Raw genomic sequence first — 20,981 nt, forward strand, 5'->3', positions numbered from 1 at the left:
GATGATGGCCAGCAACAGCAAGAACAAGCGCGCCGGCGCGACCAAGACGCCGACCATCCGGCACCGGCAGGGTCCCCCGTGGATGACCATCATCGCGGTCGCCATCGTGGTCGTCCTGGCCGGCGCCATCGCCTGGGTGGTGATCGCGAAGAACAACGAGACCAGCGCGCAGGCCGACAAGTTGGCGCCCTGGACGCCGAGCGCGGACAACAAGGACCCCTCGGTGAACATCCCAGGGATCTACGTCGGTGCGTCGGCCGAGGAGGTCGCGACCGATGCGTCGGGGGCGCAGTTGATCCGCTACAACTATCCGGCGTACAAGGCGCTGATCCACGTCAAGGCCGACCAGCGGGTGGCCTACGACCGGTTCCCACCGGTCGGCGGCCCGCACGACGAGCAATGGGCCGACTGCCAGGGCATCGTCTACACAAAGCCGGTCCGCGACGAGAACATGGTGCACACCCTCGAGCACGGCGCGGTGTGGATCGCCTACAACCCGGACAAGGTCAAGGGCGCCGACCTGGACAAGCTCAAGAGCTATGTCGAGGGTCAGAGCTACATCACGCTGACCCCGTACCCGGGTCTGAAGTCCAATATCTCGCTGCAGGCCTGGGCCCACCAGCTGCAGGTGGAGTCGGCGTCCGACGAGCGGATCGCCCAGTTCATCACCGCGCTGCGGCAGAACATCTTCGTGTACCCGGAGACCGGTGCCCGTTGCGACTCCCCCGGCTGGGACAGCGCGAACCCGCCGGCCTTCGATGCCAGCCCGCGGACGTCGTCCGACGTGCAGATGGACGGCTCGGGCGCAGACGGCGCCACCGGCGTGGCCGCCGAGACCGGCGCTTCGGTGCCCGAGGACTCCGGCAGCGACGTCAGCGGCACCGACGTCAGCGGCACCGACGTCAGCGGCACCGATGCACCGGCCACCGATCCGGCCACGGCGACCAGCACCGCCGAGACCACGGCGGCTGCCTCGACGTCATGACCGACCGCAGCGACGACCTGCCGGGTGACCCGGCGCCGCATCCCGACGCCGAGTTCGACGTGGACTCCGACGCCGATATCGACGCCGACCCCACTACTGATGCCGATGTCGATGTCGATGTCTACGAACGGGCACACGCTCCGGGTGAGTCGGTCTTCCAGCGCTGGGGCCGAGGCAGCACCGCCGCGGTGCTGTCGTTGGCCGCCGTCGCACTCCTGCTGGTCGGGGTGATCCTCGGCTTCGCGGTACGCGGATCGGGCGACCGGTCGCCGAACTCTCTGGTGCTCGCGGTGCCGGCGAACGACTCCGTCGACGTCGGCTTCGCCCGCGACATGATCGTGCACCACAACCAGGGCATCACCATGGCGCACGAGGCCGAGTCGGACACCGACGACGATGAGATCCGGCTGCTGGCCTACGACATCAACGCCACCCAACTCGCCCAGGTCGGCCAGATGCAGGGCTGGCTGGCGCTGTGGCAGCTACCCCAGCAGGTGGTCGGCAGCACCCCGATGACGTGGATGAGTTCCTCCTCCGGTCACGACATGGCCGGGATGGCCGGAATGACGACGGTCGGTGGCACCACGTCGGCGTCGCCGGCCGTCACCACCGGCACCGCCGACGACTCCGGCCACCAGGCGCTGATGCCCGGGATGGCCACGTCCGGCGAGATGGCGAAGCTGAAGTCGTTGCGCGGCAAGGAGTCCGACATCTACTTCCTGCAACTGATGATCCGCCACCACCAGGGCGGTGGTCCGATGATGGTGTACGCCGCGCAGCATGCCACCAACCCGATCGTGGTCAACTTCGCCCAACAGATGTGGGAGGCGCAGACCGGCGAGGTGTCGGTGATGACGCAGATGCTGGCCGAACGCGGCGCCGAACCACTGCCGTACACCCCGCCCAAGTGACCGGGTTCGTTCGACCCGCCACGGCGAGTGCATGGTCGGTGATGCGGTAGAGTTTCTCCAGTGCGCCCCCGTAGCTCAGGGGATAGAGCACCGCCCTCCGGAGGCGGGTGCGCAGGTTCGAATCCTGCCGGGGGCACGTCCGGACATAGCAGTACCGACAAGGCGCCGATCTCCTGGATCGGCGCCTTTCGCGTTAACCCAGGATGACCGGCAGCTTCTCGACGCCGTAGACGATCGAGGTCTGCCGGTACTTCAGGTCTGACGGGTCGACAGCAAGCCTGGCCGTCGGGAACCGGCGAACCAGCGCGGGGTAGGCAATCCGCAGTTCCATCTTGGCCAACTCGGCGCCGATGCAGCGGTGGGCACCGTAGCCGAAGGCCAGGTGCTTCGTCGGAGCCCGCTGCGGATCGACCAGGTCCAGGTTGCCCTCGCCGTCGGTGAGGGCAGGGTCCCGATCGGCGCCGGACAGGGAGACCAGGACCACGTCGCCGGCGCCGATCCTGACGCCGGCCACCTCACAGTCCTCGCGGGCGAACCGGGGAAAGGCCACCTGGACCACGGTGAGATAGCGCAGCAGTTCCTCGACGAACGGCCCGATGGCGTCCGGATCGGTGCGGATCAGGTCCCGGGTCGTGTGGTCCTGCAGCAACACCAGTGCGCCGAGGGCGATCATGCTGGCGGTGGTCTCGAAGCCGCCGACCAGGATCCCGTCAGCCAGCCCGGCCAGCTCCCGGTCGTCGATCGCGTCGCCGTGCTCGCGGATGATCATCCCGAGCAGTCCGTCACCCGGGTCCTTGCGTTGCTGGGCTACCACCCCCATCAGGTAGTCAAGCGACTCCGAGATCGCCCCCAACGATGCTCCGGCGCCGGCGAACAGGTCGAAGCGGGCGACCGAAAGTCGTTGGAACGCATCACGATCCGCATACGGAACGCCGAGCAGCTCGCAGATCGCCAGCGACGGGATCGGCAACGAGAACAGCTCGACCAGGTCGACCGGTCCCCCGCCGCCCTTGCTCGCGGCGTCGGCCGCTATCGCGTCCAGCTGGCCCTCGACGATCGCCTCCAACATCGGCGTCAGCCGGGACAACCGCCGCATGGTGAATTCCGGCGTCAGGATCTTGCGCAGCCGGGTGTGATCGGGCGGGTCGGCCATCCCCAGCCCACCCGGGTCCTTCTCGTCGGCGTTGCCGCCGATCGCCGCGGCCAGCGACGGGTCTGCGGCGATATTGGCGAAGTCGTTGCTGAATCGCTCGGTGTCGGCCAGCACCTGCTTGGCCTCCTCGTAGCCGGTGACCAGCCAGACGTTGACCCCGAAAGGCAGCGGCAGCTTGTTCACCGGTGCCTTCTCGCGCATCGCGGCCAGCTCCGGCAGCGGGTCCAAACCGTTGCGCCGCAACGGCATCGTCACCGAGGCCGGCAACAGCGCCAGCGGTGACCGGCCGCGCGCGGTCTGCCAGGCGACCGCCCGCCGGGCGACGAAACCGATCAGTCGCGATTTCGCCCGGCCGGACAGCTCGACAGTGCGGCGCCCGACCGCTGCCCCCCTCCGGCGAATCGCTGCGGCACTCCCCGACCGTGCAGACCTCACCGGCACACCCTTCATGTTCGTCCTGCGCTCGTCCGTGCTGTGGCCGTTCATCATTGGCCCGGTTCCCAACCTACTCATCGCCCCGATGGGTTCCGGCCGGCCCGCCCCGAGCCACCCCGGGATTCGAATGACCTTGATGAAGGAACCGACGGCGCCGGGTTCGCCCGTTGGATGTTGATCTTCCCCCGTTTGCCCTGTTAGCGTCTTTTGCGCCGGCCTGCGTCGGCGTCGGGAGGAAATATGAGCGTGCGGCGCCCCCGCGGCTTTTCGGCCGCGCTGGCGGCACTGACGCTCGCCGCGTCCGTGGCCTTGTTGTCGGCACCAGCGAGCGGTGCCGCCCCGAATTCCGGGGCTACCGCCCGGCCGGCTTCGACCCTGTCGGCGAAGGCGGCCGCGCACATCGCTGCATTGCAGCGGATCAAGGCCACGTTGTCGCCCGCCGAGCGCAAACTGGATAGTCGACTTGTCGTCGCCTTGCGCGCCGGGAGCGGTCGGGCAACCGAGAAGGCGTTGCCGGGCTTGGCCTCGGAGCCCGCACTCGCCAAAGACCTCGTCGACGTCGACCTCACCGTGGTCGAGGTCGATTCGGGTCTCCGCGACCGACTCGGCAAGCTGGGTGTCACCATCGGCCACGTCTCCACCCGGCTGAACACCGTCCGGGCTTCGGTGCCGCGCTCGGCGCTGACCACGATCGCGTCCTGGCCGGATGTCGTCCAGGTGGCGATCGCCGACGAGGCGGCGACCACGGGCGCGGCCGGGTCCGGCACAACCACCCCCAGCCCGGCCGCTGCGAGTGCTGGACCGCGCGTCGACCTGTTGGCCGCTCCTGGCGATCAAGGCACGGTCGTCTCGGAGGCCGACAAGACCGAGGCTGTCGACATCGCGCGGGCCGCGGCCGGCGTCGCCGGCGCGGGTGTCAAGGTGTGCGTGCTGTCCGACGGCGTCAACAAGCTGGCGGAGACACAGGCCGCCGGCGAGCTTCCAGCCGTCGACATCCTGCCGGACCAGGACGGCGTCGGCCCCGAAGGCACGGCCATGCTCGAGCTGGTGCACGACCTGGCACCGGACGCCACCCTCGGGTTCGCCACGGCTTTCGGAGGGGTGGCAAGTTTCGCCGACAACATCCGCGCGCTGCGTTTTCAGGCGCATTGCGACGTCCTCGTCGACGACATCTATTACTACGCGGAGAGTCCGTTCCAGGACGGGCCGATCGCCCAAGCGGTCGACGCGGTGACGGCCGACGGCGCGCTCTACTTCAGCTCGGCGGGCAACGACGGCAACGTGCTGGACGGCACCTCCGGCAATTACGAGGCAACCTTCGAGGCTGACGACACCGTGATCCCCGGAATCACCGGGGAACTGCACGACTTCGATCCGGGCCCGGGAGTGCAACTGTTCGAGCCGCTCGGCGACCCGGCGGGTGATCCGCTGACGCTGTTCTGGGCCGACCCGCTCGGCGGCTCATCGAACGACTACGACGTCTACCTGTTCGACGACAACGACAACATCGTCGGGTTCTCGCAGAACGTCCAGGACGGCACCCAGGATCCCTACGAGTCCTTGAGTGTCGCGTTCTTCGAGAGTCTGCGGGCGGCGGTGGTCAAGCACCCGGGCGCCGACGACCGGTACCTGCGACTGCAGATCAACCGAGGAACCTTCGCCGATTCGGCGGACGGCCTGCACGCGTATGTATCACCGGGGTCGATCAAGGGCCATGCCTCCGCCGCGGACGCCTTCAGCATCGCGGCCGCCCCCGCTGCGGGCGCGTACGGCCCGGTGCCGGGCAGCCCGACCGGTCCGTACCCGGGTGTGTTCACCGGCGCCCAGCTGCCGGAGAAGTTCACCAGCGACGGCCCGCGGCGGATGTTCTTCGAGGCGGACGGGACGCCGATCACCCCCGGCGACTTCGGCTCGACCGGCGGGACCGTCCGGCAGGACCCGGACTTCACCGCCGCCGACGGCGTCAGCACCACCAGCGAGTTCGGCGGCCTCAACCCGTTCTTCGGCACCTCGGCCGCGGCCCCGCACGCGGCCGCGATCGCCGCGCTGTTCCTGTCGAAGAATCCGACCGCGACCCTCGGCAACGTCCGGGCGGCGCTGAAAGCGGGCGCCGTCGATCTCACCCCGGCCGGTCTGGACGGACGCACCGGCGACGGCGTGCTGCGCGCCGACCTGGTGCTGGAGCACGCGCCGGACACCGTGGCGCCGGTCCTGACTCTCCCCCCGGCGATGACGGTCTCGGCAACCGGCCCGGACGGCGCCGAGGTCACGTACACCGCGACGGCCACCGACGACGTCGACGGCGCCATCACCCCCAGCTGCGTGCCCGTCAGCGGCAGCACCTTTGCCCTCGGCCAGACCACCGTCACCTGCACCGCCCAGGACGCCGAACAGAACGAGGCAACCGACACGTTCACCGTGACCGTCACCGTCCCCGACATCACCCCGCCAGAGCTGAGCCTGCCGCCCGCGCAGACGGTCGAGGCAACCGGCCCGGACGGCGCCCAGCTGACGTACACCGCGACGGCCACCGACGACGTCGACGGCGCCATCACTCCCAGCTGCGTGCCTGCCAGCGGCAGCACCTTCGCCCTCGGCCAGACCACCGTCAACTGCACCGCCGAGGACGCCCAGCACAACACGGCAACCGGCAGCTTCACCGTCGCCGTCGTCGACACCACCGGGCCGGTGATCAGCGTTCCCGACGACATCCAGGCCAACGCGACGAGTGCCGCGGGCGCGACCATCGACTACGTCGTGACCGCAACGGACGCAGTGAACGGCTCCCTACCGGTGCTCTGCGCACCGACGCCGGGTGCGCTGTTCCCCGTCGGCACCACCACCGTCACCTGTTCCGCGAGCGACCCGGCGCCGCAGCCGCCGACCACCGTGCAGCCGCCGACCACCGTGCTACCACCGACCACCGTGCTACCACCGACCACTGTGCAGCCACCAACCACCGTGCTACCACCGACAACGGTGCAACCGCCGTCCACCGGGCAACCGCAGGCTGTCGCGCCGACCAACGGGACGGCACTGGCATTGGCGCCGGCGGCCGCACCGGGGCACAGCACGGCGACCTTCCGGGTGACCGTTGCGGCGTTCGTCCCCCCGACGTCCGATCAGCCCACCACGACAGCGCCCAGCTCGACAGCGCCGACCACGACAGCGCCCACCACGACAGCGACCACCTCGACAGCGCCGGCCTCGGGATCGCCGCCGACATCGAACCCGTCGACCCCGACTTCCAGCACCTCAGAACCGGTCGATCCGCCCGACCAGGTCCAGCCGGGACCACCGGACACCGGTTCGCTGGCCACCACCGGTGTCGACGTCGGCGGGTTGCTGGGTTGGGCCGCGATCCTGCTCGCTCTCGGTCTGCTGCTGATCAGGCGAGGACGGCACGGAGCACGTTAACCGCTGTGCGGGCGCCGCAACGCCGGCGTCCGGCCAGCGAACCGCGACAATACGGCGGTGACTCTTGCTGCGATGGTCAATGAGCCGGCGTCGGTGACGGACACCGTCGAGGCGGTGATCAACCTGGTCGGCATCTTCGCGTTCGCGCTCTCCGGTGCCCTGATGGCGGTCCGCAAGCGGATGGACATCGTCGGCATGGTGGTGCTGGCCAGCATCACTGCGCTCGGCGGCGGCATCATCCGGGACGTCCTGCTCGGTGATGTTCCGCCGGCCGCGTTCCGCAACACCTGGTGGCTGGTGCTGCCGCTGATCGCGACCGTGCTCACCTTCTTCCTGCATCCGGTGGTCACCCGGCTGCACCGGTCGATCCAGGTATTCGACGCGATCGGTCTCGGCGTCTTCTGCGCCTCCGCCACCGCGAAGGCGGCGCAGTATGGCGTCAGCCCGCTGGCCGCGGTGCTGCTGGGCACCATCACCGGGGTCGGCGGCGGCATTCTGCGAGACCTACTGGCCGGCGAGATTCCGTCGGTGCTGCGCCGGGACACCAAGCTGTACGCGGTGCCCGCGGTCGCCGGCAGCATCATCGTCGCGGTCGCCCATGCCGCCGGCCAGGACGGGTTGTGGGTGCAGGCCTTCGCGGCACTGTTCATCTGCGGCTTCCGGCTGGCCGCGCTGTGGCGCGGCTGGGGCGCGCCGGCGCCGCGGGTGTCCGGGCCGACGATCTGATCCTCAGCAGGGGCGCGTGCCGGTCAGCTCAACGTCGGCGGTTCGGACAACGGTCGTCTGGTGGGCGCGGACGGGTTCGAACCGCCGACCGCCCGGGTGTAAACCGGGAGCTCTTCCGCTGAGCTACGCGCCCGCAGCACGGCGCGCGAACGCCGACGCTGTGCCCGATCAGGGTAACGGGCGATCGGACCCCGCCGGGACCGCCGAGGCGGTGCCGGTGATCAGGCCGGCAGCGCCGCCACCGCGCGCTTCCAGGCTTCCTGGTCGCGTGGCTGCCCGGGCTCATTGACCTCGGCGAAAGTCACCACGCCGTCGGCACCGACCAGGAAGGTGCCGCGGACGGCCATCCCCGCTTGATCATTGAAGACGCCGTACTGCTCGGCGACGGCGCCGTGCGGCCAGAAGTCGCTCAGCAGCGGGAACTCGTAGCCCTGGGCCTGCGACCAGGCCTTGAGCGCGAACGTCGGGTCAGTCGAGATCGCCAGCACCTGCACCTGCTCGTTCTGGAACGAGGCGAGGTCGTCGCGGATCGCGCACAGCTCGCCGGTGCAGATGCCGGAGAAGGCGAACGGGTAAAAGACCAGCAGCACCGCCTTCTTGCCGGCGAAGTCGGCCAACGACACCGGCGTCTTGTCGCCGTTCGGCAGGGTGAAGTCCGGCGCGGTGTCGCCCACCGCGATGCTGACGGGGCTGCTCATCTGGATCTCGCTCTCCGGGCGCGCCGGATCGGCGTCACCCCAGGGTGGTGGGTAGTGGCCGTCGACCGGACGGCTCAGCGCTTCTTCGGTGCCCGCCCGCGGGCCAGCCTGGCGATCGTCCAGTCGGCCGGTCCGCCGACGGTCGTGGTCTGCGACAACCCGGCGGTGCGGGCCGCCTCAGCGATGTCGCTGGGCTCGACGTAGCCCTCGCGGCCGGTCTTGGGCGTCAACAACCAGATCACCCCGTCGTCGGCGAGCAACGTCAGCGCATCGACCATCATGTCGATCAGATCGCCGTCGTCGTCGCGCCACCACAGCAGGACCGCGTCCACCACCTCGTCAGCGTCCTCGTCCACCATCTCGGTGCCGGTCGCCGCCTCGATCGCGTCACGAAGGTCGTGGTCGACATCGTCGTCGTACCCCATCTCTCCGACGACGTCGCCTGCTGTCAGGTCGAACCGGGCCACGGTTGCCGCGGTCTCCGGTGAGCCTCCAGTCACTTCCTATCGCGTCCCTTCGGGTGTCGCCGTGCTGGGAACCCCCAACCGCGGCACGGATCATGCTTGGGCACACCCTATGCACCCGACCCGGCCTGCGTGAAGTTGGCCCGCGCTAACCGGCCCACTTGCGCAATGGGAAGATGGTGGCGGCCGGGTGCTCACCATGTTCCCGAGTCGAACAGACGAACCGGAACCGTCCGACAGGCGACATCCGGGAATGACGAGGAGAACCCTTGGCTGAGTCCGCAGAGCTCGCAGATCTCACCGATCCGCAACTGCACAGCATGATCCGCGACGGAATCGCCGCACAGCTCCCGGACGTCGATCCGGAGGAGACGCAGGAGTGGCTCGACTCGTTCGATGCCATGCTCTCCTCCGGCGGCCGACAACGCGCCCGATATCTGATGTTGCGAATGCTGGAACGGGCCAGGGCCCAGCACGTCGGTCTGCCCGCGCTCACCACCACCGACTACATCAACACCATCCCGACCACGTCGGAACCCGACTTCCCCGGCGACGAGGAGATCGAGCGGCGCTACCGGGCCTGGATCCGCTGGAATGCAGCGATCATGGTGCACCGCGCCCAGCGGCCCGGGATCGGCGTCGGCGGGCACATCTCGACCTACGCGTCCTCCGCCACCCTGTACGAGGTCGGCTACAACCACTTCTTCCGCGGCAAGGACCATCCCGGCGGCGGCGACCAGATCTTCTTCCAGGGGCACGCCTCCCCCGGGATGTACGCCAGGGCGTTCCTGGAGGGCCGGCTCTCCGAACACGATCTGGACGGATTCCGGCAGGAGCAGTCCCATCCGGGCGGCGGCATGCCTAGCTATCCGCACCCCCGGCTGATGCCGAACTTCTGGGAGTTCCCCACCGTGTCGATGGGCCTCGGCCCGATGAACGCGATCCAGCAGGCCAGGGTGAACCGCTACCTGCATCATCGCGGCCTCAAAGACACGTCACAGCAACATGTCTGGGCATTCCTGGGCGACGGCGAGCTGGACGAGGTGGAATCGCGCGGGCTGGTGCACGTACCGGCCATCGACGGGCTGGACAACCTGACCTTCGTGGTGAACTGCAACCTGCAGCGCCTCGACGGCCCGGTGCGCGGCAACGGCAAGATCATCCAGGAGCTGGAGGCCTTCTTCCGCGGCGCCGGCTGGAACGTGATCAAGGTGATCTGGGGCCGCGAGTGGGACGCGCTGCTGGGCGTGGACCGGGACCATGCATTGGTCAACCTGATGAACACCACGGCTGACGGCGACTACCAGACCTACAAGGCCAACGACGGCGCCTACGTCCGCGAGCACTTCTTCGGCCGCGACCCGCGGACCAAGTCGATGGTCGCCTCGATCAGCGACGACGACATCTGGAACCTCAAGCGCGGCGGGCACGACTACAAGAAGGTCTACGCCGCGTACCAGGCCGCCACCGAACACGTCGGCCAGCCGACGGTGATCCTGGCCAAGACCATCAAGGGCTACCACCTGGGCTCCAGCTTCGAGGGCCGCAACGCGACCCACCAGATGAAGAAGCTGACCCTGGACAACCTGAAGTCGTTCCGCGACGAGCTGCACATCCCGATCAGCGACCAGGCACTTGAGGCCGACCCCTACCGGCCGCCGTACTACCACCCGGGCGAGAACAGCCCGGAGATCGGCTACCTGCTGCAGCGCCGGAGCACCCTCGGCGGCTTCGTGCCCGAGCGCAGAGTGACTGCCCCGGCACTGGCCGAGCCGGCCGACCAGGTGTACGACGTGGTCCGCCGCGGCTCCGGCAAGCAGGAGATCGCCACCACCATGGCGTTCGTCCGACTGGTCCGAGACCTGTTCAAGGACAAGGGGATCGGCGACCGAATCGTGCCGATCATCCCGGACGAGGCCCGGACCTTCGGGATGGACTCGTTCTTCCCGAACCAGAAGATCTACAACCCCTCCGGGCAGCTCTACACCGCCGTCGACGCCAATCTCATGTTGGCGTACAAGGAGTCCGAGCAGGGCGTGATCCTGCACGAGGGCATCGACGAGGCCGGATCGGTGGCCACCTTCACCGGGGTCGGCACCGCGTACTCGACGCACGGCGTGCCGATGATCCCGATGTACATCTTCTACTCGATGTTCGGCTTCCAGCGCACCGGTGACGGGCTGTGGGCGGCCGGCGATCAGATGGCCCGCGGATTCGTGCTCGGTGCGACGGCGGGTCGGACGACGCTCACCGGCGAAGGTCTGCAGCACGCGGACGGTCACTCGCAGCTGCTGGCCGCGACCATGCCGCACGTTGTCGCCTACGACCCGGCGTACGGCTACGAGATCGGGCACATCGTCAAGGACGGCCTGCGCCGGATGTACGGCGAGGGCGGCCGGACCGATCAGCACCCGACCGGGGAGAACGTTGTCTACTACCTGACCTTGTACAACGAGCCCTACGTCCAGCCGGCCCAGCCCGAGGGTCTGGACATCGACGGACTGCTGCGTGGGATGTACCGGCTCAAGGCCGCCGACAACGTCGACAACCGGGCCAGGGCACAGCTTCTCGCCTCCGGTGTCGGCGTCCGCTGGGCGCTGGAGGCGCAGGAACTGCTGGCCACCGACTGGAACGTGGCGGCCGACGTGTGGAGCGTGACCAGCTGGTCCGAGCTGCGCCGGGAGGCCGACGAGATCGAGCGGGCCAGGCTGCTGGACCCGGCCGGCGAACACGCCGAGCCGTACGTGACAAGGGCGCTGGCCGAGGCACCGGGGCCGGTGATCGCGACCAGCGACTACCAGCGCGCGGTGCAGAACCAGATCGCCCCGTGGGTGCCCGGCGACTTCACCGCGCTCGGCGCCGACGGGTTCGGTTTCTCCGACACCAGGGCCGCGGCCCGCAGGTACTTCCTGATCGACGGCCCGTCGATGGTGGTGGCGACACTGGCCGCCCTGGAGCGGCGCGGCGAGTACCGGCAGGGTGCGGCCGCCGAGGCCGCGCAGAAGTACCGGCTCTCCGACGTCACCGCTGGTACCTCGGGGAACGCGGGCGGCGAGTCCTGATCCGTCACCCCGTGGTGGTGCCCGCCGGCCGGCGGCGTCACCGCGGGTGACGATGTGATTACGGTCTGCCCACTCGGCCGGGTGAGCCGGTAGCGTCTCGGCTGTTGTTGCTCTTCCTCGCAGGTAAGACCGTCAGGCGCACGTGGGGTAAGGCGCATCCCCTCGGTGGGATCCATCTGCCGGGGTGTCCCACCCCGCGGCGGCAGTTCCGGCCGGCGCGGACAACGCTCGAGGAGAGCAGGCATGGCACAGGGCACTGTGAAGTGGTTCAACGCGGAGAAGGGCTACGGCTTCATCTCCCCCGACGACGGCTCGGCGGACGTCTTCGTCCACTACAGCGCGATCGGCGGCTCCGGCTACAAGACGCTCGAAGAGGGCCAGGCGGTCACCTTCGAGGTCGAGCAGTCGCCGAAGGGCCCGCAGGCGGCGAACGTCACCCCCGCCTGATCGCACGCAGTCATCGAAGGCCGGATTCCCCCCGCGGGTCCGGCCTTCGACCTACCGGCCGTCAGCCCGGTCGAACACCCGCCGACCGGCCGTCAGCCGAGCTGCCGGCGCCGCCGCCCGACGACCATCAGCGCGGCCCCGGCCAGCAGCAGCCCGAGAGCCAGCCCGGTCAGCTTGCTGAACGGGCCACCGGTGTTCGGCAGCTCCCGCTCGAGCACCGTGGTGGTGTAACAGGCGGACGCTGAGTCCGCGCAGGTCCCACCGTCGACCCTGGCGACGTTGTCCAAGGTGAAATCACCGGCGCTCGCGTTCACCGTCACCGAGTAGCGGATCGTCACGGTCTGCCCGCTGGTCACCGTGCCGGTCCAGCTGAGCTCCGGCGGCGAGAACGTCAGGCTGCCGGCCGTGGCCGTCGCATCGTCGTTCCAGGCCGCGTCGTCCAGCACGTCGGACAGGTCGTCGCTGACCGTCGTCGACACCGGCAGCCCACCGGTGTTCGTCAGGGTGAGCGTGTAGTGCACCGTGTCCCCGGCGGCCGCGGTGGCGACGTCGACCGATTTGGTGAGCTCGACGTGCCCGGGCGGTAGCGGTGCGCGGACCAGTACGTCCTGGGTCGCCGGCCGGCTGCGGACCGGGGCGTCGTTCGGATCGGTGCCCAACGCCCTGGCCTCGTTGTGCACGTAGCCGTACGCCGCATCCGCGGCGGTGATCCGGTGCACGTGGCTCCCGCAGGTCGCGGTCTGGTCGGGCCCGATCTGCAGCACCGTGCGGGCCGGCGGCAGGGTCTGCGGGGTACACGCCACGGCCCCGCCGAACATGGTGTCGTCGACGTGGACGCCCTTGATGGTCACGTTGCCGATGTTGATCACCAGGAACCGGTAGCTGATCGTCTCCCCGGGATCGCCCCAGCCGTTGTCGTTGGCGTCGTCCAGGGTGGCCCGCTTGATCAGGAACAGCTTGGCCCGGATCTTGGCGGTCGGTAGCGACGCGCTCGCCGGCCGGCTGGTCACGCTCTCGCCCGTCGGCGGCGCCCCGGTCACGGTCGCGGTGTTGTCGATGGAGCCGGCCAGGATGTCGGCCTCGTCCACCGGGTGCCCTGAGGCCGAGTGGCAGGCGGTGGTCTCGCCCGGGGCGAGAGTGGTCGCGTCGCAGGCCACCACTCCGGCGGTGGCGTCGCTGACGGCGATGTCGTGCAGCGTGACGTTGCCGGTGTTGACCACCGCGAAGGTCCACCGCACGTTCTCCCCGAGGTTGCCGATCCCGTTGCGCAGCAACGTCTCCTGGACCAGCACCTTCTTGGTCAGGGCGATCGAGGCGACCTGCGGAACGGTCGGTACCGAAGCGCTGGCCTCGTTGCTCTGCACACTCGGCGTCTGGTCCCCGGGGGCGAACGCATCGGCCGTCGCGGTGTTGTCGACGCTGCCGTGGTCGACGTCGGCCTGGGTGACGGTGTGGGGCTCGTCGGAGGTGCAGGTCATGCTGGCGGCCGGGGCCAGTCCGCCCGCGGGCTCGGTGCAGCTCACCGCGCCGACGACCGGGTCGTCCACCGCGATGCCGCTGACGGTGAGGTTGCCGTTGTTGGTGACGGTGAAGGTGTATGAGATCGTCTCACCGACCTCGGCGAGGCCGTCGTGCGCACCGGCAGCATCGTCGAGCGCGGCTGCCTTGGCCAGCACGATGCTCGGTCGCGGGGTCGCGGTGGGCACCACCTTGCCGTCGGTGTCCTGCACGTCGTCCCCGCTCGGCGGCGTCCCTGTCGCGGTGGCGGTGTTGTCGATCCGGCCGGCGATCAGGTCGGCCTCGGTCACGGTGTGGTCGTCGGCGCTGCAGGTGGTGTTGGCCTGCGGGGCGAGGGTGGCCGCCGCGCAGCTGACGGTCCCGAGCACCGGATCGGTCACTGCCACGCCCGAGAGCGTGACGTTTCCGGTGTTGTAGACCGTGAAGCCGTAACTCACCGTTTCACCCAGATCGGCCAGCCCGTCGATGTGGCCGGCGCCGTCAGTGTCGTTGATGGTGGCCGACTTGACCAGCACGATCGCCGGCTGTTGCAGCACGGTCGGCACCACCGCGTCATCGCTCGAGGTGACATCGCCGCCAGTGGGCGGCGAGCCGGTCGCGGTCGCCGTGTTGGCGATCCGGCCGGTGTCCACGTCGGCCTGGGTGACCGTGTAGGTCGCGGTGCAGCTCGCCCGCTGTCCCGCGCCCAGCGTGGCCGGGCAGCCGGTGAGGCCGGGGAACATCGGATCGGTCACGGTCAGCGGGTCAAGGGTGACGGTGCCGGTATTGGTGACGGCGAAGGTGTAGGTGACCAGGTCACCGACGGCCGCGACCGTGGCCCCGCCCGGCAGGGTGGCGGTCTTCTCGATGGTGACGCCCGGATCGCGCAGCGCCGGCACCACCGCGTTGTCCGGCGCACTCTCGATCGGATCGGTGCCGCCCGGCGGCGTGCCGTGCGCGGTGGCCGTGTTCAGTACGGCACCGGCGTCGACGTCCGCATCGGTGACGCTGTACGTCCCGGTGCAGGTGGTGTCGGCGCCCGGCGCCAGGGCGGTCGCCGGACAGCTCACCGAGCTCACCTTGCTGTCGGAGACGCCGACCGCGGCCAGCGTGACGTTCCCGGTGTTGGTGACCAGGAACGTGTAGTCGACGGTGTCGCCCGTCACTGCCAGGCCGTCGGTCGTGTCGCCTTCGGTCTCATGCAGCTCGGCCGATTTGACGATGGTGACCTGCGGCGCCTGCTGCTGGGCCGGCACGCTCGCGGTGTCCGGCAGGCTCACCACGATCGTCGCGCCGCTAGTGCCATGCGCCGTCGCGGAGTTGTCAACGCTGCCGTGGTCGAGATCGGCCTGGGTGACGGTGTGGGTCGAGGTCGCCGCGCAGGTCACCTCGTCGCCGGGAGCGAGGGTCGGCGCCGGCGAACCGCAGGCCACGGCGCCCAGCGGGTCGTCGGCAACCGCGACACCGGCGACGTCGACGTTGCCGGTGTTGTGGACCAGATACGAGTACGAGATCGTGTCGCCGACCGCCGCCTGCCCGTCACCGGTAGGTGCGGTGGTCTCGTCCAGCGTCGCGGTCTTCACGATGGTGAGCTGCGGATTCGCCACGACGGTCGGCACCACGGCCGACGCCGGTCGGCTGACCACCCGGTCGCCGGCCGGCGACCGGCCCGAGGCGGTCGCGGTGTTGATGACGAAACCGTTGCCGACGTCCGCGGCATCGATGACGTGGTCCGTCGCCGAGCAGGTCGTGCTCTCCCCAGGCGCCAGCGTGGTGTCGGGGCAGCTGACCGTGCCCACCCTGGCGTCGGCCACCACCACCCCGGTGAGCGTGACGTTGCCGCGGTTCGTCACCGTGAAGCTGTAGCCGATGTGCTCGCCGGGATCGCCGAGTCCGGTGGTGCCGCCGGCGGTGTCCTGCAGTGTCGCGGTCTTCGTCAAGGTGATGGCCGGCATCGCGCCTGTGGTGGGTACGTCGGCGGTAGCGGGGTCGCTGACGACCGGTCCACCGACCGGTGGTGTGCCGTGCGCGGTGGCGCTGTTGTGCACGACACCGGCATCGACGTCGGCCTGGGTGACGGTGTAGGTCGCCGTGCAGGTGGTACGGGCCAGTGGCGCCAGCGTGCTGACCGGACAGGCGACCGCGCCCACCTTCGAATCGGTGACCCCGACCGTGCTCAGCGGGACGTTGCCGGCATTGGTCACCGCGAACGAGTAGGTGACGGTCTCGCCGACATCGGCGGCGTTGTTGGCGATCACGGTGTCGTTGAGCTCGGCGGACTTGTCGATGACGATCCTGGGCTCCACGGTGATCGGGACGGTCACGCTGCTGGTCGCACTCACCTGCTCGCCGCCGGAACTGCCGGTGGCCGTCGCGGTGTTGCTGAACTCGGTGGCGGTCGCGGTGTCCGCATCGGTGAGCCGGTGGCTGCCGGTACAGGTCATGCTCGCGGTCGCGGTTCCGGCAGGGCCCAGACTGTCGGCCGGACAGGCGATGTCGGTGACCTTCGGGTCGGTGACCTTGACGTCGTTCAGCGGAACGAGCGCAGTGTTGGTGACCACGAACTGGTAGGGAACCGTGTCTCCGGCGGTGTAGGTGTCGGGCTGGGTCTGACTCCGGTCCACCTGCTTGACCAGGTTGATGCCGGGTGGCAGCGGGTCGACGGTCTCGATGGTCGGGGTGCGGATCAGGTGCACGTCGGTGCCGCCGCCGGTGGAGGCCGCGAAGCCGAACTTCCAGGTCGCCGGCGCCGGCGTCGTCATGGTGTAGCTGAGCACCGTCTGGTAGTGATCGCGAGTGCCGGTGAAGTCCATTTCGACGGTCACTGTTGGGCGAACATCGGGGCTGACGGTGATCCGCACATCGCGCCGGCTGCTGGCCAGGCTCGTCCCGCCGACTGTTCCGGGCAGGGTGGTGCCGTTGTTGGCACTGTTCACGGTGCCGGCCAGGTAGCAGTAGCCGTGGTCGCGGTCGGCCAGCATCGGGCCCCGGATCACCACGGCGTTCTTGATCAGGGTGCCGCTGGAGACCGGCGACCGTTGGTCCGCCGGGCAGCCACGGCCGCGGTTCTCGCTGTCGTTGGCGAAGTTGCCGTAGGCGTCCAGTCCGACGCCCAGATACCCGCCGTTGACCCCCGGTACGGCATCCTTCTGGGCGTAACCCAGCGACCCTCCGAAGGCCCCGACGCCGTCCAGGTCGACCGCGCCGTCGACCAGGAAGAAGCTGATGCCGTCGGCCGGGCCGATGCCCCCTCCGCCGTACTGCCATTGGCTGAACTCGACCTGCAGGCCGGCATTTGCCGGCAGCGCCTGGTTGTAGACGATGCCGCCCTTGGCGTTCTCCGAGCGGTCGGTGTGCTGCAGCCATCCGCCCAATGCATCGTTGGCCGGCGTGCCGACACGCTTCGTGCACGGCCCGTGCGCCGATCCGCCGGGCGGCGGGTTGGTGGTGGCCGCGGTGAGGCAGGCATCGTTGAGCGGGATGATGTTCGGGTTCTCGGCGGAGGTGCCGGTGAACGACTCGTCCAGCAGCAGGGTGCCGTCCGCCGGCGCGGCGAGCGCAGCCGGCGCCACCGCGGTCGCCATCGCAGCGATCAGCACGATGCTGGCAGTGGTGGCCGCGACGCGGCGAGCCGGGATGCTGCCGAGCACCGGACGCACCTTCCTTCCGTCCGGCGGCGGCCAACGGTGCGGTGACCGAGCCGTCGGTCACGATCACGGTAGGACACCGGAGAGTGACGCGCATCTGCTGATCGCAGCTGCGGCAGCCGGCGGCGCCGGCCGCGCCGATGGCGGCGCCGCGGGCGATACCGGGAAGGTTCCGCCCCATTGAACTGTTGCGCCAAGAATGCGCACCGACCTGGGAACGTACGGAGTCTGGCTGCGGACCAACGACCTCGAGGGCGCAGCCGGCCCACAGCTCGCCGCCGCCGTCGAGGAACTCGGGTTCGGCACCCTGTGGGTCGGCACCTCCCGCGGCGACGACCTGCGCCAGCAGGAGTCGCTGCTGGCCGCCACCACCAGACTGGTGGTCTCCACCGGCATCCTGAACATCTGGACCTCGCGGCCGGCCGCCACCGCCGCGTCCTATCACCGCATCGCCGGGCGCTTCCCCGACCGGTTCCAGCTGGGTGTCGGCATCGGGCATCCGGAGAACACCGCTGAGTACGCCTCCCCCTACGGCACCACGGTGACCTACCTGGACGCACTGGCGGACGCCGATGTGCCGGCCGATCGGACAGTGCTCGCCGCCCTCGGCCCCCGCGTGCTGCGGCTGGCCGGCGACCGCACCGCCGGCGCACATCCCTACCTGACGGTGCCGGAGCACACCCGGCAGGCCCGCGAGATTCTCGGCGCCGGGCCGCTGCTCGCCCCGGAGCACAAGGTGGTCGTCGAGGTCGACCCGGATCGGGCCCGCGCGATCGGCCGGGACGCGGTCCAGTACTACCTGAGGCTGACGAACTACACGAAGATGTTGCGGCGCTTCGGTTTCACCGAAGCCGATCTGGCGGACGGCGGCAGCGACGCGCTGGTCGATGCGCTGGTGCTGCACGGCGACGCGGAGACCGTCGCCGCCGGTCTACGCCGGCATCTGGAGGCCGGCGCCGACCACGTCGCGGTGCACCCGGTGGGCGACGTCCTGCCGACCCTGCGAGCGCTGGCCCCGCTGCTGGCCGGCGCCGCCTGACGCGGACCTGCCTGCCGCGGCGTCGGGGCACTGCGTCATCCTGTTCGGAGATGACTGCTGCCGGCCGAACCGACCCCGCCCTGCCCCCGGCGTCCGAGCTGCGGCGGGTGCTGGTCGCGTTGTGCATCACCCAGATCACCAGCTGGGGCGTGCTGTACTACGCCTTCCCGGTGATGCTGACGGCCGTTACCAGCGACACCGGCTGGTCGAACGGAACCGCGCTCGGTGCCTTCTCGGTCGGCCTGCTGGCCTCCGCCGTTGCCGCCCCGCTGACCGGCCGGCTGATCGACCGGCACGGACCGCGGCCGGTGATGACCATCGGATCGGTGCTCGGCGCCGGATCGCTGGTGGCGGTAGCCGGCACCCAGCAACTCGGCCTGTTCTTCGCCGCCTGGGTGCTGGTCGGGTTGGCCCAGTCCGCGGTGCTCTACCCGCCGGCGTTCGCGGCGCTGACCCGTTGGTGCGGACCCGATCGGGTCCGAGCGATCACCACCGTCACGCTGGTCGGTGGGCTGGCCAGCACCGTATTCGCACCACTCACCGCCGGCCTGCTGCACGCCATGAGCTGGCGTCAGACCTGCCTGGTGCTGGCGATCGTGCTGGGCGCGGTGACCATCCCGCTGCACGCCTTCATGCTCACCCCGGGTTGGCATCGCGGCTCGCACCGGCACTCCCCGGCGGACCCGACCCGGCCACCCAGATCGATTGCCCGGACCGCACGGTCCCGCCCGTTCGTGCTGTTCGTGCTTGCCCTCACCCTGGCCGGTTTCGGCATGTTCGGTGCCACCCTCAACCTGATCCCGCTGCTGGCCGACCGCGGTATCGGGACCTCGACGGCCGCGGTGATCTTCGGCCTGATCGGCGTCGGCCAGCTGCTCGGGCGGTTCTTCTACCCGGCGCTGGCCCGCAACACCCGCCCGCAGACCCGTACCGCAGCGGTCCTGGCCGCCGGGGCGGCGGCGGTCGCGGTGCTCGGGCTGCTCGGCGGCTCGGTCGGTGCCTTCGTGGTGGTCGCCATCTGCGCCGGGGCGGCCAGGGGCACCTTCACCCTGCTGCAGGCGACCGGCGTCAGCGACCGCTGGGGCACGGCGAACTTCGCCAGTCTCAACGGCATCGCCGGCGCCGCGCCGGCGGCGGCCATCGTCGGCGCCCCGGCCGGCGCCGCCTTCCTGGCCGACCGGCTCGGCAGCTACACCGCCGGTTACCTGCTGCTGGCCGGGCTGACGCTGGCCGGCGCACTCATCGCGCTCGGCACCGGCGTCGCACCCGACGAGCGCCGCGGCTGACGGCGCTGGCAGGCTCTGCAGGCATGCCGACCGCCGACACCGCACCCGGTGCGCCAGGAGTGAGCGCCGCGACGCTGGTCCGGGTGGAGCGCGAATCGGGCGCCGTGGCCACCAGGGCGATCTCGGTGATGGACGACCGGCTGCCCTGGTTCCGCACCCTGCCGCCCGACCAGCGGTCGTGGGTCACCCTGGTCGCGCAGGCCGGCATCTCCGGTTACGTCGGCTGGGCCACCGGCGCCTCGAGCAGCGCCCGGCTCACCGAGCAGGTGTTCGGCACCGCCCCCCGCGATCTGATGCGGTCGGTCTCGTTCCGGCGCACCGTCGAGCTGGTCCGGGTGGCGATTTCCGTTGCGGACGAACAACTCCCGATGCTGGGCAGCACCGACGCCGAGCGCGCCGCGCTGGCCGACTCACTGCTGCGGTACAGCCGGGAGATCGCCTTCGCCGCGGCCGGTGTCTACGCGGCGGCCGCCGAGAACCGGGGCGCCTGGGACGCCAGGGTGGAGGCGGCGATCGTCGACGGGGTGGTCCGCGGACAGCACACCGGCGAGCTGGCCTCGCAGGCGGCAACGCTGAACTGGGACGCCACCGGCCCGACCGCGGTGATCGTCGGGGCCGCACCGCCGGGCGACCCGCTGAGCGCCGTCGCCGCGGTCGCCGAATGGTCCCGCCGCCGACGCCGGGCCGCGATGGCCGGCGTACAGGGCGCCCGGCTGGTGGTGCTGCTGGCCGGCGAAGACCCGGAGCCGTCGATCGCCGAGTTGTTCGGCGACGGCCCGGTGGTCCGTGGACCGGCCGAACCGGGGCTGCGCGGCGCGGTGAATTCGGCCGCCGAGGCGCTGGCCGGGCTCGACGTGGCGACCGCGTGGCCGGCAGCGCCGCGACCGGTGGACACGGCCGAGCTGCTGGTCGAACGGGTGGTGAACGGCGACCGGCGGGCGGCGGATCGCCTGCGGCGGCTGGTGTTCGCGCCATTGGACGTCGCCGGCTCGCCGCTGTTGCAGACGCTGGACGCCTATCTGGATCACTCCGGCGCGCTGGAGCCGGCCGCTCGGGCGTTGTTCGTGCACCCGAACACGGTGCGGTACCGGCTGCACCGGGTCGCCGAGCTGACCGGCCGCGACCCCTGGTCCGCCCGCGACCAACTGGCCCTGCGAATCGCCCTGATGCTCGGCCGGCTCGGCTGACCCGCTGAGCCGGCTGACCCCCAGCCC

General features: G+C 70.3%; 13 protein-coding genes and 2 tRNA genes. 10 read left to right on the forward strand and 5 right to left on the reverse strand.

Features of this window, described 5'->3' with window-relative positions; all coding sequences use genetic code 11:
- Position 1: 1 nt before the first annotated feature.
- The 3 genes from K340_RS0100505 to K340_RS0100515 all read left to right on the forward strand — a co-directional run bounded on the left by K340_RS0100505 (position 2) and on the right by K340_RS0100515 (position 2,032).
- Positions 2-985, forward strand: a complete 984-nt coding sequence (locus K340_RS0100505) for a DUF3105 domain-containing protein (RefSeq protein WP_245599386.1) — start codon at positions 2-4, stop codon at positions 983-985.
- Positions 982-1,896: a DUF305 domain-containing protein gene (locus K340_RS26465; protein WP_051264691.1), complete on the forward strand. Its 915-nt coding sequence runs from the start codon at positions 982-984 to the stop codon at positions 1,894-1,896. The genes K340_RS0100505 and K340_RS26465 overlap by 4 nt, the downstream gene beginning before the upstream one ends.
- Positions 1,897-1,960: 64 nt before the next feature.
- Positions 1,961-2,032 (forward strand) — tRNA-Arg (locus K340_RS0100515).
- A gap of 57 nt (positions 2,033-2,089) precedes the next feature.
- Here the strand turns inward: K340_RS0100515 and K340_RS0100520 are convergent.
- The gene (locus K340_RS0100520; RefSeq protein WP_407662193.1) at positions 2,090-3,382 is read right to left on the reverse strand and encodes a cytochrome P450; all 1,293 of its coding nucleotides are present in this window, start codon (positions 3,380-3,382) and stop codon (positions 2,090-2,092) included.
- Between the two features lie 342 nt (positions 3,383-3,724).
- Here K340_RS0100520 and K340_RS33645 point away from each other — a divergent pair, with 342 nt between their 5' ends.
- Positions 3,725-6,901 (forward strand): HYR domain-containing protein, encoded by a 3,177-nt coding sequence (locus tag K340_RS33645; protein ID WP_051264693.1) that lies wholly within the window; start codon positions 3,725-3,727, stop codon positions 6,899-6,901.
- 57 nt (positions 6,902-6,958) lie between these two features.
- Positions 6,959-7,627, forward strand: coding sequence for a trimeric intracellular cation channel family protein (locus K340_RS0100530; RefSeq protein WP_211229191.1), 669 nt, complete (start codon positions 6,959-6,961; stop codon positions 7,625-7,627).
- A 58-nt stretch (positions 7,628-7,685) separates the two neighbouring features.
- Here the strand turns inward: K340_RS0100530 and K340_RS0100535 are convergent.
- The 3 genes from K340_RS0100535 to K340_RS0100545 form a co-directional block, all read right to left on the reverse strand.
- Positions 7,686-7,760 (reverse strand) — tRNA-Val (locus tag K340_RS0100535).
- Positions 7,761-7,848: 88 nt separating this feature from the next.
- Positions 7,849-8,325 carry a peroxiredoxin gene (locus K340_RS0100540; protein ID WP_037362135.1) on the reverse strand — a complete coding sequence of 159 codons (477 nt, stop codon included), beginning with the start codon at positions 8,323-8,325 and terminating at the stop codon, positions 7,849-7,851.
- A 74-nt stretch (positions 8,326-8,399) separates the two neighbouring features.
- Positions 8,400-8,825 (reverse strand): DUF3052 domain-containing protein, encoded by a 426-nt coding sequence (locus tag K340_RS0100545; protein ID WP_029135271.1) that lies wholly within the window; start codon positions 8,823-8,825, stop codon positions 8,400-8,402.
- Positions 8,826-9,109: 284 nt separating this feature from the next.
- Between K340_RS0100545 and aceE the strand changes: the two genes are divergently transcribed.
- On the forward strand, positions 9,110-11,851 hold the full coding sequence (aceE, locus tag K340_RS0100550; protein ID WP_084613970.1) for a pyruvate dehydrogenase (acetyl-transferring), homodimeric type: 2,742 nt from the start codon (positions 9,110-9,112) through the stop codon (positions 11,849-11,851).
- Positions 11,852-12,094: 243 nt separating this feature from the next.
- Complete coding sequence (locus K340_RS0100555) at positions 12,095-12,298, forward strand: cold-shock protein (protein ID WP_029135273.1); 204 nt, start codon at positions 12,095-12,097, stop codon at positions 12,296-12,298.
- Positions 12,299-12,390: 92 nt separating this feature from the next.
- On the opposite strand, the gene K340_RS0100560 is transcribed toward K340_RS0100555, so the two are convergent.
- Entirely contained in the window at positions 12,391-17,445 is a 5,055-nt protein-coding gene (locus K340_RS0100560) for a DUF7507 domain-containing protein (RefSeq protein WP_154673979.1), read from the reverse strand.
- A 196-nt stretch (positions 17,446-17,641) separates the two neighbouring features.
- Here K340_RS0100560 and K340_RS0100565 point away from each other — a divergent pair, with 196 nt between their 5' ends.
- From K340_RS0100565 to K340_RS26475, 3 genes are read left to right on the forward strand one after another with little or no spacing between them, the layout of a single operon-like run.
- Entirely contained in the window at positions 17,642-18,481 is an 840-nt protein-coding gene (locus K340_RS0100565; protein WP_029135275.1) for an LLM class F420-dependent oxidoreductase, read from the forward strand.
- A gap of 50 nt (positions 18,482-18,531) precedes the next feature.
- Positions 18,532-19,767: an MFS transporter gene (locus K340_RS0100570; protein WP_211229192.1), complete on the forward strand. Its 1,236-nt coding sequence runs from the start codon at positions 18,532-18,534 to the stop codon at positions 19,765-19,767.
- 23 nt (positions 19,768-19,790) lie between these two features.
- A complete protein-coding gene (locus K340_RS26475) occupies positions 19,791-20,954 on the forward strand; it encodes a PucR family transcriptional regulator (RefSeq protein WP_051264697.1) in 1,164 nt (387 codons plus the stop codon).
- The last annotated feature ends 27 nt before the right edge of the window (positions 20,955-20,981 follow it).

This window comes from Nakamurella lactea DSM 19367 (assembly GCF_000426645.1).
Lineage (GTDB): Bacteria > Actinomycetota > Actinomycetes > Mycobacteriales > Nakamurellaceae > Nakamurella > Nakamurella lactea.

What these genes read in the sequence shown, in the direction of transcription:
- K340_RS0100505 (WP_245599386.1), top strand. Translation starts at nt 2, where the DNA reads ATGATGGCCAGCAACAGCAAGAACAAGCGCGCCGGCGCGACCAAGACG.
- K340_RS26465 (WP_051264691.1), top strand. Translation starts at nt 982, where the DNA reads ATGACCGACCGCAGCGACGACCTGCCGGGTGACCCGGCGCCGCATCCC.
- K340_RS33645 (WP_051264693.1), top strand. Translation starts at nt 3,725, where the DNA reads ATGAGCGTGCGGCGCCCCCGCGGCTTTTCGGCCGCGCTGGCGGCACTG.
- K340_RS0100540 (WP_037362135.1), bottom strand. Translation starts at nt 8,325, where the DNA reads ATGAGCAGCCCCGTCAGCATCGCGGTGGGCGACACCGCGCCGGACTTC.
- aceE (WP_084613970.1), top strand. Translation starts at nt 9,110, where the DNA reads ATGATCCGCGACGGAATCGCCGCACAGCTCCCGGACGTCGATCCGGAG.
- K340_RS0100555 (WP_029135273.1), top strand. Translation starts at nt 12,095, where the DNA reads ATGGCACAGGGCACTGTGAAGTGGTTCAACGCGGAGAAGGGCTACGGC.
- K340_RS0100565 (WP_029135275.1), top strand. Translation starts at nt 17,642, where the DNA reads ATGCGCACCGACCTGGGAACGTACGGAGTCTGGCTGCGGACCAACGAC.
- K340_RS0100570 (WP_211229192.1), top strand. Translation starts at nt 18,532, where the DNA reads ATGACTGCTGCCGGCCGAACCGACCCCGCCCTGCCCCCGGCGTCCGAG.
- K340_RS26475 (WP_051264697.1), top strand. Translation starts at nt 19,791, where the DNA reads ATGCCGACCGCCGACACCGCACCCGGTGCGCCAGGAGTGAGCGCCGCG.